Source organism: Pseudomonas sp. NY15463 (assembly GCF_048068415.1).
In the GTDB taxonomy this organism is placed as follows: Bacteria; Pseudomonadota; Gammaproteobacteria; order Pseudomonadales; family Pseudomonadaceae; genus Aquipseudomonas; species Aquipseudomonas mosselii_C.
This window is the reverse complement of sequence record NZ_JBLUQD010000002.1, coordinates 476,160-488,883: the sequence shown is the minus strand read 5'-3', so window position 1 is coordinate 488,883 and position 12,724 is coordinate 476,160. Positions and strand designations below refer to the sequence as shown.

16 protein-coding genes are annotated in these 12,724 nt (G+C 62.3%); 6 read left to right on the top strand and 10 right to left on the bottom strand.

Annotation, left to right across the window (positions count from 1 at the left end; all coding sequences use genetic code 11):
* Positions 1-41: 41 nt before the first annotated feature.
* From pmbA to ACNFIC_RS06430, 6 genes are all read left to right on the top strand, one after another.
* A complete protein-coding gene (gene pmbA / locus ACNFIC_RS06455) occupies positions 42-1,388 on the top strand; it encodes a metalloprotease PmbA (protein ID WP_138218849.1) in 1,347 nt (448 codons plus the stop codon).
* A 149-nt stretch (positions 1,389-1,537) separates the two neighbouring features.
* Complete coding sequence (locus ACNFIC_RS06450) at positions 1,538-1,930, top strand: FagA protein (protein WP_138218848.1); 393 nt, start codon at positions 1,538-1,540, stop codon at positions 1,928-1,930.
* Complete coding sequence (locus ACNFIC_RS06445; RefSeq protein WP_416780411.1) at positions 1,923-3,299, top strand: class II fumarate hydratase; 1,377 nt, start codon at positions 1,923-1,925, stop codon at positions 3,297-3,299. Before ACNFIC_RS06450 ends, ACNFIC_RS06445 begins: the two co-directional genes overlap by 8 nt.
* 25 nt (positions 3,300-3,324) lie before the next feature.
* Complete coding sequence (locus ACNFIC_RS06440) at positions 3,325-3,786, top strand: hypothetical protein (protein WP_416780409.1); 462 nt, start codon at positions 3,325-3,327, stop codon at positions 3,784-3,786.
* A gap of 1 nt (position 3,787) precedes the next feature.
* Positions 3,788-4,399 carry a superoxide dismutase gene (locus tag ACNFIC_RS06435; protein WP_416780408.1) on the top strand — a complete coding sequence of 204 codons (612 nt, stop codon included), beginning with the start codon at positions 3,788-3,790 and terminating at the stop codon, positions 4,397-4,399.
* A gap of 11 nt (positions 4,400-4,410) precedes the next feature.
* Positions 4,411-5,304: a ZIP family metal transporter gene (locus tag ACNFIC_RS06430; protein ID WP_416780406.1), complete on the top strand. Its 894-nt coding sequence runs from the start codon at positions 4,411-4,413 to the stop codon at positions 5,302-5,304.
* A gap of 303 nt (positions 5,305-5,607) precedes the next feature.
* Here the strand turns inward: ACNFIC_RS06430 and ACNFIC_RS06425 are convergent, their stop codons facing one another.
* The 10 genes from ACNFIC_RS06425 to ACNFIC_RS06380 all read right to left on the bottom strand — a co-directional run bounded on the left by ACNFIC_RS06425 (position 5,608) and on the right by ACNFIC_RS06380 (position 12,604).
* Positions 5,608-5,880: an HPr family phosphocarrier protein gene (locus ACNFIC_RS06425; RefSeq protein WP_138218843.1), complete on the bottom strand. Its 273-nt coding sequence runs from the start codon at positions 5,878-5,880 to the stop codon at positions 5,608-5,610.
* A gap of 20 nt (positions 5,881-5,900) precedes the next feature.
* On the bottom strand, positions 5,901-6,755 hold the full coding sequence (gene rapZ, locus ACNFIC_RS06420; RefSeq protein WP_138218842.1) for an RNase adapter RapZ: 855 nt from the start codon (positions 6,753-6,755) through the stop codon (positions 5,901-5,903).
* A gap of 2 nt (positions 6,756-6,757) precedes the next feature.
* Positions 6,758-7,222, bottom strand: coding sequence for a PTS IIA-like nitrogen regulatory protein PtsN (ptsN, locus tag ACNFIC_RS06415; RefSeq protein WP_138218841.1), 465 nt, complete (start codon positions 7,220-7,222; stop codon positions 6,758-6,760).
* 12 nt (positions 7,223-7,234) lie between these two features.
* Positions 7,235-7,543 carry a ribosome hibernation-promoting factor, HPF/YfiA family gene (hpf, locus tag ACNFIC_RS06410; RefSeq protein ID WP_138218840.1) on the bottom strand — a complete coding sequence of 103 codons (309 nt, stop codon included), beginning with the start codon at positions 7,541-7,543 and terminating at the stop codon, positions 7,235-7,237.
* A gap of 78 nt (positions 7,544-7,621) precedes the next feature.
* Positions 7,622-9,115, bottom strand: coding sequence for an RNA polymerase factor sigma-54 (locus ACNFIC_RS06405; RefSeq protein WP_416780403.1), 1,494 nt, complete (start codon positions 9,113-9,115; stop codon positions 7,622-7,624).
* Positions 9,116-9,286: 171 nt separating this feature from the next.
* Positions 9,287-10,012, bottom strand: coding sequence for an LPS export ABC transporter ATP-binding protein (lptB, locus tag ACNFIC_RS06400; RefSeq protein WP_138218838.1), 726 nt, complete (start codon positions 10,010-10,012; stop codon positions 9,287-9,289).
* Positions 10,013-10,537 carry a lipopolysaccharide transport periplasmic protein LptA gene (gene lptA, locus ACNFIC_RS06395; RefSeq protein WP_138218837.1) on the bottom strand — a complete coding sequence of 175 codons (525 nt, stop codon included), beginning with the start codon at positions 10,535-10,537 and terminating at the stop codon, positions 10,013-10,015.
* Entirely contained in the window at positions 10,524-11,096 is a 573-nt protein-coding gene (lptC, locus tag ACNFIC_RS06390; protein WP_138218836.1) for an LPS export ABC transporter periplasmic protein LptC, read from the bottom strand. Before lptC ends, lptA begins: the two co-directional genes overlap by 14 nt.
* A gap of 8 nt (positions 11,097-11,104) precedes the next feature.
* Positions 11,105-11,629, bottom strand: a complete 525-nt coding sequence (locus ACNFIC_RS06385; RefSeq protein WP_138218835.1) for a KdsC family phosphatase — start codon at positions 11,627-11,629, stop codon at positions 11,105-11,107.
* Complete coding sequence (locus ACNFIC_RS06380) at positions 11,630-12,604, bottom strand: KpsF/GutQ family sugar-phosphate isomerase (RefSeq protein ID WP_138218834.1); 975 nt, start codon at positions 12,602-12,604, stop codon at positions 11,630-11,632.
* Between the last annotated feature and the right edge of the window lie 120 nt (positions 12,605-12,724).

Here is a 12,724-nt window from a genome sequence, read left to right as displayed (position 1 = left end):
AATGACCCAAGCCGTACGCAGAATTTTCAGTGGAGAGAACCATGAGTGCAGTCCAGAGCGTAGGCCCCAAGGACCTGCCGGCGTTGCAGGAACAGGTCGAAGCGATCGTCGCCGAGGCGCGCCGTCAAGGCGCCAGTGCCTGCGAAGTGGCGGTATCGCTGGAGCAGGGCCTGTCCACTTCGGTGCGTCAGCGTGAAGTCGAGACGGTCGAGTTCAATCGCGACCAGGGCTTTGGCATCACCCTCTACGTTGGCCAGCGCAAGGGTTCGGCGAGCACCTCGGCCAGCGGCCCGGAGGCCATCCGTGAAACCGTCGCGGCCGCCTTGGCGATCGCCAAGCACACCTCCGAGGACGATTGTTCCGGTCTGGCCGACGCGGCGTTGATGGCCCGCGAGTTTCCCGATCTCGACCTGTACCACGATTGGGACATCGAGCCTGAGAAGGCCATCGAGATGGCGCTGTCCTGCGAGGCGGCGGCGTTCGACGCCGATCCGCGCATCCTCAACGCCGATGGAACCACCCTCAACACCCACCAGGGCGTGCGTGTGTATGGCAACAGCCATGGCTTTATCGGGGGCTATGCCTCTACCCGGCATAGCCTGAGCTGCGTGATGATCGCCGAAGGCGATGGGCAGATGCAGCGCGACTACTGGTACGATGTCAACCGCCAGGGCCCACTGCTGGCCGACCCGCGCAGCATCGGCCAGCGCGCCGCCCAGCGCGCCGCGAGCCGTCTGGGCGCGCGTCCGGTGCCGACCTGCGAGGTGCCAGTGCTGTTCTCTGCCGAGCTTGCCGGTGGGTTGTTCGGCAGCTTCCTGTCGGCGATTTCTGGCGGCAACCTGTACCGCAAGTCGTCGTTCCTCGAGGGCACTCTCGGCCAGCGCCTGTTCCCCAGCTGGCTGACCCTCGATGAGCGCCCGCACATTCCACGTGCGCTGGGCAGTGCCTCCTTCGACGGCGACGGCCTGGCCACTTATGCCAAGCCGTTCGTCGACAAAGGCGAGCTGGTTTCCTACATCCTCGGCACCTACTCGGGGCGCAAGCTGGGGCTGCCGAGTACCGCCAACGCCGGTGGCGTGCACAACCTGTTCGTCACTCATGGCGTCGAAGATCAGGCGGCGCTGATCCGCCGCATGGGCCGTGGCCTGCTGGTTACCGAGCTGATGGGGCATGGGCTCAACATGGTCACCGGAGATTACTCGCGAGGAGCCGCAGGCTTCTGGATCGAGAACGGTGAGATTCAGCACGCCGTCCAGGAAGTGACTATCGCCGGCAATATGAAAGACATGTTCCAGCAGATTGTCGCCATCGGCAGCGATATCGAAACGCGTAGCAACATCCATAGCGGCTCGGTACTGATCGAACGCATGATGGTGGCAGGCAGCTGATACGGCCTGCGCCGACGCCAATCTTTTACCTCGCACAGAAAACCCGGCCATCGCGCCGGGTTTTTTGTTTGTCGCCTTAGGCTTGAAGTGATTCTATTTATCAATTAATAATGAATATCATTATCTAGCAGCGCGACGATCGATCGTTCATGAAATCCGTCCTCCACGAACTGCCCTACCTGGAAAATTGGCGTTGGCTGAGCCGTCGCATTCGTTGCGCACTCGAACCCGACGAGCCGCGCCTGATCGAGCACTACCTGGCCGAAGGCCGTTACCTAGTGTGCTGCACCGAGACCTCGCCATGGACGGTGGCGCTGACGTCATTCCGTCTGCTGCTCGATACCGCCTGCGACCGCATGCTGCCCTGGCACTGGCGCTGCCTGTGCCTGGATCAGGCCTGGCGCCCGCTGTTGGACCTGCGCAATCTCGATCGCCGGGAGCACAACCAGCGCTGGCAACCCTATGCCATGCAGCTCGCCAACTGCGTGCTGCTGCCGTCGATTTCTTCCGATGAACTGATGCAAGGATTTGAAGATGAGTGAGACCCGTATCGAGCGTGACAGCATGGGTGAACTGCAAGTGCCGGCCCAGGCCTTGTACGGCGCCCAGACCCAGCGCGCGGTCGACAACTTCCCGGTCAGCGGCAAGCCCATGCCGGTCCAGTTCATTCGCGCCCTGTTGCTGGCCAAGGCCGCAGCCGCCAAGACCAACGTTGCGCTGGAGCAGATCAGCGCCGGGCAGGGCGATGCGATCGTCAAGGCGGTGGAGCAATTGCTTGGCGAAGACTTCATCCAGCACTTTCCTGTGGATGTGTTCCAGACAGGCTCCGGCACCAGTTCGAACATGAACGCCAACGAGGTGATCGCGACCCTGGCCAGCCGCGTGCTGGGCGAGCCGATCAACCCCAACGACCACGTCAACTGTGGTCAGAGCAGCAACGACATCATTCCCACCAGCGTCCATGTCAGCGCGGCCCTGGCCTTGCACGAGCAACTGCTGCCGGCGCTGGGTCATCTGGTCGAGGTGATCGATGCCAAGGCTGTCGAAGTGCATCAGTACACCAAGACCGGCCGTACCCACCTGATGGACGCCATGCCGGTGCGCATGAGCCAGGTGCTTGGTGGCTGGGCGGCGCAGATCAGGGCTGCCCGTGCGCATCTCGAAGCCACGTTGCCGGCCTTGCAGGCACTGGCCCAGGGCGGCACCGCCGTGGGCACCGGTATCAACGCCCATCCCCAGTTCGCCGCAGGTTTCGCGCGTGAGCTGAGCAGCCTGACCCTCATCGAGTTCACCCCAGGCCAGAACCTGTTCGCCCTGATCGGCTCCCAGGACACCGCCGTAGCGCTGTCTGGCCAACTCAAGACCACCGCCGTGGCACTGATGAAGATCGCCAACGACCTGCGCTGGATGAACTCCGGCCCGCTGGCTGGTCTGGGTGAGATCGAGTTGCAAGGTTTGCAGCCGGGTTCCTCGATCATGCCGGGCAAGGTCAACCCGGTGATCCCGGAGGCCGCCGCCATGGTTGCCGCGCAGGTGATCGGCAACGATGCGACCATCGCCGTGGCCGGGCAGTCGGGCAATTTCGAGCTGAACGTAATGCTGCCGGTGATCGCGCGCAATCTGCTGGAAAGCATCGAGCTGATGGCCAATGTCAGCCGCCTGCTGGCCGACAAGGCCATCGCCACCTTCAAGGTCAACGAAGCCAAGCTCAAGCAAGCGCTGTCGCGCAATCCGATTCTGGTTACCGCGCTGAACCCGATCATCGGCTACCTCAAGGCAGCGGAAATCGCCAAGACCGCTTACCAGCAAGGACGTCCGATCATCGACGTGGCGCTGGAGCACACCGACCTGTCCCGTGACCAGCTCGAAACCCTGCTGGACCCGGAAAAACTCACCGCCGGCGGCATCTGAGCCAAAACCGCCCAGGAGGCACGTCATGCAGCACTGGAGACGCACCACGCAAACCGCCAACCGCTTGTTCGAGCAAGGCGAGCTGGTCGATGCCCGAGAACATTACCTGCAGGCGCTGGCACTGGCCCAGGTGCTGTTCGAGCGCTGGCATGACGTCGATGAGGCGGTGGCCGCGTTGGTCATCGCTCACCACAACCTGGCTGACTTGCACCTGCGCCTGAACCAGCCGCACGAGAGCGCGGACTACCTGTGCGTCGCCCACCAGCGGCTGCTCCAGGCAAGCCAGCAGGCGCGCCTGCCCCAGGCGCTGCGCGATGCCGCGCTACGCCACAGCACGCGCACCTACACCCAATTGCTGAGTTTCATCGCCGAGTACGGCCAGTACCCGCGCACCGAACGCTTGCTCAATCGTCAGGCGCCGGCTGCCAGCGAACTGCTCGCACGTACGGACTTCCCTGAACGCACACCCGCCTACGGAATTCACTGACATGCCACACACCTTGCCTGCACTGACCTACGCCTACGATGCGCTCGAACCGCACATCGACACCGCGACCATGGAAATTCACCACACCAAGCACCACCAGACTTACGTGAACGGCTTGAATGCCGCCGTCGAAGGGACCGAGTGGGCCGATTGGCCGGCCGAGAAGCTGGTCGCGGCGGTGAAGTCGCTGCCTGAGCACCTGCGCGGGGCGGTGATCAACCACGGCGGTGGTCATGCTAACCACACGTTGTTCTGGACCGTGATGTCGCCCACCGGCGGTGGCCAGCCGCAAGGCGAGTTGGCCAAGGCCATCGAGGCCCAGCTCGGTGGCTTCGATACGTTCAAGGAGGCATTCACCAAGGCTGCGTTGACCCGTTTCGGCAGCGGCTGGGCCTGGCTCAGTGTCACGCCAGGGAAGCAGTTGGTGGTGGAAAGCAGCGGTAACCAGGACAGCCCGCTGATGCACGGCAATACGCCGATCCTGGGGCTCGATGTGTGGGAGCACGCCTACTACCTCAAGTACCAGAACCGTCGTCCAGAATACATTGGCGCCTTCTACAACGTGGTCGACTGGGCTGAAGTCGAACGTCGCTACCTGCAAGCCTTGAAGTGAGTCGGACCGGTATGCGCAGCGCCGTGATGTCTGTCAGCAGTGTGCGCCTGTTCCGCCAGGCGCTTGGGACCCTGCTGTTGCTGGTCGGCAGCGCCTTGCTGCTGGCTCGCGGCATTGCCTGGCTCGATCTCGAACCCCGCATGCTACGGGCGCTGGAGGGCGGTGCACTGTGCGCGCTGGGCACGGCGTTGGGTGCGGTACCGGTTTTGGTTGTTCGCAGCATGCCGGTGGCATTGGCCGATACCCTGTTGGGCTTCGGCGCCGGGGTGATGCTGGCGGCCACCGCCTTTTCCCTGATCATTCCCGGGCTGGACGCCGCGCAGAGCATCGGCTTTAGCCCGTGGGGCGCTGGGGTGTTGATCAGCAGCGGTTTGCTGTTCGGTGCGCTGTGCCTGTTCCTGATCGACCTGAAAGTCTCCGGGGCCTCGCCTGAGGCGTTGGTGGGCTCGGCGCGGCAGCCGGTGATCGCCGCGCGGATCTGGCTGTTCGTCATTGCCATCATTGCCCATAACATCCCTGAAGGCATGGCAATTGGCGTGTCAGCAGGTGGCGGCATGGCCGATGCCGACAGCCTGGCCATGGGCATCGCCTTGCAGGATGTGCCCGAGGGACTGGTGATCGCGCTAGTGCTGGCAGGTGCGGGTATGCCGCGTTTCAAGGCATTTCTGGTTGGTGCTGCGTCCGGCTTGGTCGAGCCGCTGGCTGCGGTCGTTTGCGCATGGCTTGTGAGCATCGCCCAATTGCTGTTGCCGCTGGGGCTTGCCTGCGCTGCCGGCGCCATGTTGCTGGTGGTAACCCAGGAAATCATCCCGGAATCGCGCAGCAACGGGCACCACCGCTTGGCCAGCCTTGGGTTGTGCGTGGGGTTTTGCCTGATGATGGTGATGGATACGGCGATGTCTTGATGCGGCGCCTTCGAACGATACCGAAAACTTGGGGCCGCTTTGCGGCCCTTTCCGGCCGGTCCGGCAAGGCCTCTCTCATAGAACTACACATAACTTGTTGATTTAGCAGGGACCTGTGGGAGCGGGCTTGCCCGCGAACACCGGCGAAGCCGGTGCCATACACCGAGTCGCCTGCTTCGCGGGCAAGCCCGCCCCCACAGGGTACGCGGCGCTTGCGAAATCAGTTCTCTGCACGACAGCGCAGCCCGGCAGGGCTGGGTGAACTCCTACAGGACTGTGCGTTGTCTTGAGCAGCCTGGTGGATTACTCGCCTTCGTCGAAGAAGTTCTCGATCAGCGCGACCAGCGCGTCCATCGCTTCGACATCCTGTTCGCCTTCGGTGAACAGGTGCACCGGGGTGCCCTTGCCTGCGGCGAGCATCATCACGGCCATGATGCTTTTGCCGTCCACCAGCTTGTCCGGTGCGCGGCCTACCCGCACCTGGCAGGGGAACCGCCCGGCCACGCCGACGAACTTGGCAGCCGCGCGGGCGTGCAGGCCCAGCTTGTTGATGATGGTGATTTCGCGGGCGGGCATCGTGGGGTGGATCCTGTAGGCTAGAGGTCGCGGTGGCGGACCTGGACGTTTTTCAGGGTAGGCTGGAGCAATTGGCCAAGCCGTTCGGTGATATACACCGAGCGATGATGGCCGCCAGTGCAGCCGATGGCGATGGTGACGTAGGCGCGGTTGCTGGCCGCAAAGCGCGGCAGCCACTTGAGCAGGTAGCTGGAGATGTCCTGGAACATTTCCTCGACGTCCGGTTGGGCGGCCAGGTAGTCGATCACCGGTTGTTCGAGGCCTGAATGGTCACGCAGTTCCGGCTTCCAGTAGGGGTTGGGCAGGCAGCGCACATCGAACACCAGGTCCGCGTCCACCGGCATGCCGCGCTTGAAACCGAACGATTCCACCAGAAATGCGGTGCCTGGCTCAGGTTGGTTCAGCAGGCGCAGCTTGATCGAGTCGCGCAGTTGGTACAGGTTGAGGCTGGTAGTGTCGATCTTGAGGTCGGCAAGGTCGGCAATCGGGCCCAGCAACTCGCTTTCCACGCGGATCGCCTCGGCCAGCGAGCGGCTCTGGTTGGTCAGCGGGTGGCGGCGACGGGTTTCCGAGAAGCGCTTGAGCAGGGTGTCTTCATCAGCATCGAGGTACAACACATCGCACTGGATGTGCCGGGCGCGTGCATCTTCGAGCAGTTCCGGGAAGCGTGACAGGTGGCTAGGCAGGTTACGCGCATCGATCGAGACGGCAACCTTGGGTTGCAGTAACTCGGTGTTGATCAGCGCGTTCTCCGCCAACTGCGGCAATAACCCTGCGGGCAGGTTATCGATGCAGTAGTAGCCGTTGTCTTCCAGCACGTCGAGTGCGGTGCTCTTACCGGAGCCGGAGCGACCGCTGACGATGATCAGGCGCATGGTCAATGCTCGTTCTGTACGTCCAGGACGACCTGGAACAGGGCCTCGCTGCTGTCGGCGGCACGCAAGCGATCGCGGACCTCCTTGCGATCGAGCATGCTGGCGATTTGGCGCAGCAGTTCAAGGTGCGCATCGGTGGCGGCTTCCGGGACCAGCAGAACGAACAGCAGGTCGACCGGCGCACCGTCGATGGCGTCGTAATCGATAGGGGCTTCGAGGTGCAGCAGTGCGCTCACCGGCGCAGTGCAGCCTTCCAGCCGGCAGTGGGGAATGGCGATGCCGTTACCGAAGCCGGTGGAGCCCAGTTTTTCGCGAGCGACCAGCTTTTCGAAGACGTCCTGCATCTCCAATTCGGGCACTTGCTCGGCAATCACGGTGGCGACCTTTTCCAGGGCGCGCTTCTTACTGCCGCCCGGCACGTTCACGAGGGAACGGCCGGGGGTCAGAATGGATTCAAGTCGGATCATGGATGAGGGGGATCAGCGGGCGGCTGCGCCTTGCAGCAGACTTTGCTGTTTTTCCTTGTGTTTTTTCAGTTGACGATCGAGCTTGTCAGCCAAAGCGTCGATCGCGGCATACATGTCTTGGTGTTCAGCGTTGGCGACTACTTCGCCACCGGGAATCTGGAGGGTTGCTTCAACCTTCTGCTGCAGCTTCTCGACTTTCATGATCACCGTGACGTTGGTGATCTTGTCGAAATGCCCTTCCACGCGGGCGAGCTTCTCGAGCACATAATCGCGCAGTGGTTGGGTGACTTCTACATGCTGGCCACTGATGTTGACTTGCATACAGCTTCTCCTTTGTTGCCCGTGCATAAAGAGGCAGGTGTTACACCTGCCACTGAAACGCTGTGGCACATCCCGGGGCTACATCAGCCGCTTGCGTTCGCTCGAAGGGGCGATCCCTAAAGACTCGCGGTACTTGGCGACGGTGCGGCGGGCCACCTGGATGCCTTGTGCCTCCAGTAAACCAGCGATCTTGCTGTCACTCAATGGCTTTTTCTGATTTTCCGCTGCGACCAGTTTCTTGATGATTGCGCGGATCGCCGTGGACGAGCATTCGCCGCCTTCGGCGGTGCTCACGTGGCTCGAGAAAAAGTACTTCAGTTCGTAGATGCCACGCGGCGTGTGCATGTACTTCTGGGTGGTGACCCGGGAGATGGTCGATTCGTGCATGCCCACCGCCTCGGCGATGTCATGCAGCACCAGGGGCTTCATCGCTTCGTCGCCGTGATCGAGGAAACCGCGTTGGTGCTCGACGATCTGCGTGGCCACCTTCATCAGCGTTTCGTTGCGGCTCTGCAGGCTCTTGATGAACCAACGCGCCTCTTGCAGCTGGTTGCGCATGAACGTGTTGTCAGCGCTGGTGTCGGCGCGTCGTACGAAACCGGCGTACTGCGGGTTGACCCGCAGGCGTGGAATGGCTTCCTGGTTGAGTTCGACCAACCAGCGATCGCTGTCCTTGCGCACGATCACATCCGGCACCACGTATTCGGGCTCGCTGGACTCGATCTGCGAACCTGGGCGTGGATTGAGCGTCTGGACCAGTTCGATGACCTGGCGCAGCTCGTCTTCCTTGAGCTTCATGCGGCGCATCAGCTGGCTGTAGTCGCGGCTGCCGAGCATGTCGATGAAATCGGTGACCAGACGCTGGGCCTCGGCCATCCAGGGCGTTGAGGCGGGCAACTGGCGCAGTTGCAGCAGCAGGCATTCGCCCAGGGTGCGCGCGCCGATACCGGCAGGCTCGAATTGCTGGATGCGGTGCAGCACCGCCTCGACCTCGTCCAGTTCGATATCCAGCTCCGGGTCGAAACCTTCGCAGATTTCCTCGAGGGTGTCTTCCAGGTAGCCCTGGCTGTTGATGCTGTCGATCAGGGTGACAGCGATCAGGCGATCAGTGTCGGACATCGGGGCCAGGTTCAGTTGCCACAGCAGGTGGCTTTGCAGGCTTTCGCCGACCGAGGTACGGGTGGTGAAGTCCCACTCGTCATCGTCGTTGCTGGGCAGGCTGCTAGCGCTGGTCTGGTAGATGTCTTCCCAGGCCGTGTCGACTGGCAGTTCGTTGGGAATGCGTTCGGCCCACTCGCCTTCTTCAAGGTTTTCCGTACTGCTGGCGGTTTCCTGGAAGGAGGTGTCCTGGACTTCGGAGGCCGGTTTGTTCTCGACGTTGTCCGCCATCGGATCGCTGTTGTCGAAATCGTCGCCGTCTTCCTGACGTTCGAGCATCGGATTGGACTCCAGCGCTTCCTGGATCTCTTGCTGGAGGTCCAGGGTAGAAAGCTGGAGTAGACGGATGGCCTGTTGCAACTGCGGGGTCATCGTCAGTTGCTGGCCCATTTTTAGGACGAGCGATGGTTTCATGGCAGGGGCTTAATACCTTGTTCGCCGGCGCGCATGCGCCATCTACTACGTAGGGCGCGTGGGCGCCGATTTTAAGCAAGTTATATGCCTGAAAATGCAGCGTTTGCCTAGAGTACTGTAACACTTAAGCCCTGATCGGGCGCCTGCGCCAGTGCTCCAGGCGGGCCTGGGTCAGAGGCGGAACTCATGCCCCAAGTAGACTTCCTTGACCAACTGGTTGGCTAGGATGGTCTCGGCATCGCCTTCGGCGATCAACTGGCCGTCGTTGACGATATAGGCGGTCTCGCAGATGTCCAAGGTTTCGCGAACGTTGTGGTCGGTGATCAGTACGCCGATGCCCTTGTTCTTGAGGTGGTGGATGATCTGCTTGATGTCGCCCACGGAAATCGGGTCGACGCCGGCGAACGGTTCGTCCAGCAGGATGAACTTTGGCGCCGTTGCCAGGGCGCGGGCGATCTCGACGCGGCGGCGCTCACCGCCGGACAGGCTCATGCCGAGGTTGTCGCGGATGTGGCTGATGTGGAACTCCTGCAGCAGGCCTTCGAGTTCCTTGCGCCGACCTTCGCGGTCCAGATCCTTGCGGGTTTCGAGGATCGCCATGATGTTGTCGGCCACCGACAGCTTGCGGAAGATCGACGCTTCTTGTGGCAGGTAGCCGATACCCGCTTGTGCACGGCCGTGCATCGGCTGGTGGCTGACGTCGTGGTTGTCGATCAGCACGCGGCCCTGGTCGGCTTGGACCAGCCCTACGATCATGTAGAAACAGGTGGTCTTGCCGGCGCCGTTGGGGCCGAGCAGGCCGACGATCTGGCCACTGTCGATGGACAGGCTGACGTCGCGCACGACTTGTCGGCCCTTGTAGCTCTTGGCCAGGTGCTGGGCTTTGAGGGTTGCCATTTACTCGGCCTTTTTCTTCGGTTGGATCACCATGTCGATGCGCTGACGTGGTGCGGTCACGTTGCCACCGCGACCAGCGGTCGCCACCTGGGTCTTGGTGTTGTAGACGATCTTCTCGCCTTCGGTGGTGTTGCCTTCGTTCTCGACTTTGGCGCGATCGGTCAGCACTACCAGGTCTTTCTGGGCCTGGTACTGGATGGTCACGGCCCAGCCTTTCATCTTGTCGGGCTTGGCAGTGCTCTGCTGTTGCTCGAAGTAGGCCAGGTTGCCCACCGAGGTTACCACGTCGATGTCGCCATTGGCGGCGCGGGTCATGGTCACGGTGTTGCCTTTGATCATCATCGAGCCCTGGGTGATGATCACGTCGCCGGTATAGGTGGCCACGCCTTGCTTGTCGTCCAGGTGGGCGTTGTCCGCCTGGATGCGAATCGGCTGGTCACGGTCGTTCGGCAGGGCGAAGGCGCTCGCGCTTCCCAGTGCTACGCCCAGGCTGAGCAGAAGGGGGATGGTTTTAACGAGCCTCATACTGTCCTCTTACGTTAGAGAGCAGGTCCATCCTGCCTTCTTTCAAATACGCTTTCATTCCTTTGCCCGTGGTCGTGCCACCGGCGCCGTCGATTCTAACGGCTTGCTCGGTCTGCGCATATTCCTTCTGCGGGAACACGGTCATGCGGGTAGTGGTGATGATGGTTTCGCGTTTTTTCTCATCGGTACGCGCCACGCGCACCGCATCGATCAGCTCGACCTCGGTGCCGTCCGGGTTGACCTCGGCGGTCTTGCTCTGCACGTGCCAGGGGAACTGGGTGCCACGGTACAGGTGCAGGTCGGGCGTGGTCACCACGGTGACTTCGCTGGCCTTCATGTGCTCGACCTTGTCGGCGGTCATCTCGTACTGCAGTTGGCCTTCGGGGGTGAACTGCACGCTATGGGCGTTGATCGCGTAGTAGTCGATGGCGCTTTCGTCGACCTGCGCGGTCGGCTTGTCGAGGAAGCTCTCGGGGCTTACATTCCAGTAGCCGACCGCCACCAGGATGGCAGCGATAGCTGTGAAAAGCGCGATGTTCTTGACCTTCTTGCTGAACATGGGCGGCCTTACAGGTAGTGAGCGTTGGCAGCGTCCAGGGTGCCCTGGGCCTGCATGATCAGTTCGCAGAACTCGCGCGCGGCGCCTTCGCCGCCACGTGCCTGAGTCACGCCATGTGCGTGCTCGCGTACGAACGGCGCGGCGTTGTTTACGGCCATGCCCAGGCCCACCCGGCGAATCACCGGAAGATCTGGCAGGTCGTCGCCCAAGTAAGCGACCTGGTCATAGCTTAGATTGAGTTCGGTCAACAGGCCGTCGAGTACCACCAGTTTGTCCTCGCGCCCCTGGAACAGGTGCGGGATGCCGAGGTTCTTGGCACGGCGCTCGACCACCGGTGTCTTGCGCCCGCTGATGATCGCGGTGGTCACGCCCGAGGCCATGAGCATCTTGATGCCGTGGCCGTCGAGGGTATTGAAGGTCTTGAACTCGCTGCCGTCTTCGAGAAAGTACAGGCGCCCATCGGTGAGCACGCCGTCGACATCGAACACCGCCAGCTTGATGGCCTTGGCGCGTTGAATCAGGTCTTGGTTCATTTACATCACTCCGGCGCGCAGCAGGTCGTGCATGTTCAGGGCGCCGGTGGGGCGGTCGGCCTGATCGACCACTACGAGGGCGCTGATCTTGTGGTCTTCCATGATTTTCAGTGCCTCGGCGGCGAGCATCTCGGCGCGGGCGGTCTTGCCGTGAACGGTCATGACCTCGTCGATGAGGGTCGTGTGCACGTCGATGTTGCGGTCCAGGCTGCGGCGCAGGTCGCCGTCGGTGAAGACGCCGGCCAGGCTGCCGTCCTGCTCCAGTACCACAGTCATGCCCAAACCTTTGCGAGACATTTCAAGCAAGGCGTCCTTGAGCAGGGTGCCGCGCTGTACCTGGGGCAGTTCGTCGCCAGCGTGCATGACGTTCTCGACTTTCAGCAGCAGGCGGCGGCCCAGTGCCCCACCGGGGTGGGAGAACGCGAAGTCCTCGGCGGTGAAACCGCGGGCTTCAAGTAGGGCGATGGCCAGGGCATCACCGAGCACCAGTGCAGCGGTGGTGGAGGAGGTCGGCGCCAGGTTCAGCGGGCAGGCTTCCTGCGCCACGCGGGCGTCGAGGTTGACCTCAGCGGCCTGGGCCAGGGCGGAGTCGGGGTTGCCGGTGAGGCTGATCATCTGGATGCCCAGGCGCTTGATCAGTGGCAGCAGGGTGACGATCTCGGCGGTGCTGCCGGAGTTGGACAGGGCGAGGATCACGTCGTCGCGGGTGATCATGCCCATATCGCCGTGGCTGGCCTCGGCCGGGTGCACGAAGAACGACGGCGTGCCGGTGCTGGCCAGGGTGGCGGCGATCTTGTTGCCGATATGCCCCGACTTGCCCATGCCGACCACCACCACGCGGCCCTTGCTGGCCAGGATCAGCTCGCATGCCTTGACGAAATTGTCGTCGATGCGGGCCAGCAGGCCCTCTACGGCTTCGAGTTCCAGGCGCAAGGTGCGCTGGGCGGATTGGATCAGCTCGCTGGATTGGCTCATGTCGAAAACGCAATGCCTGATGAAAAGGCGGCGATTATAGCCGCAATGTGACGAACGCTCACCTCCTGCATTGATCCAAGCGTGTCAGGCTTGCCTGTCTGCTGACTGAACAGGCCTGTC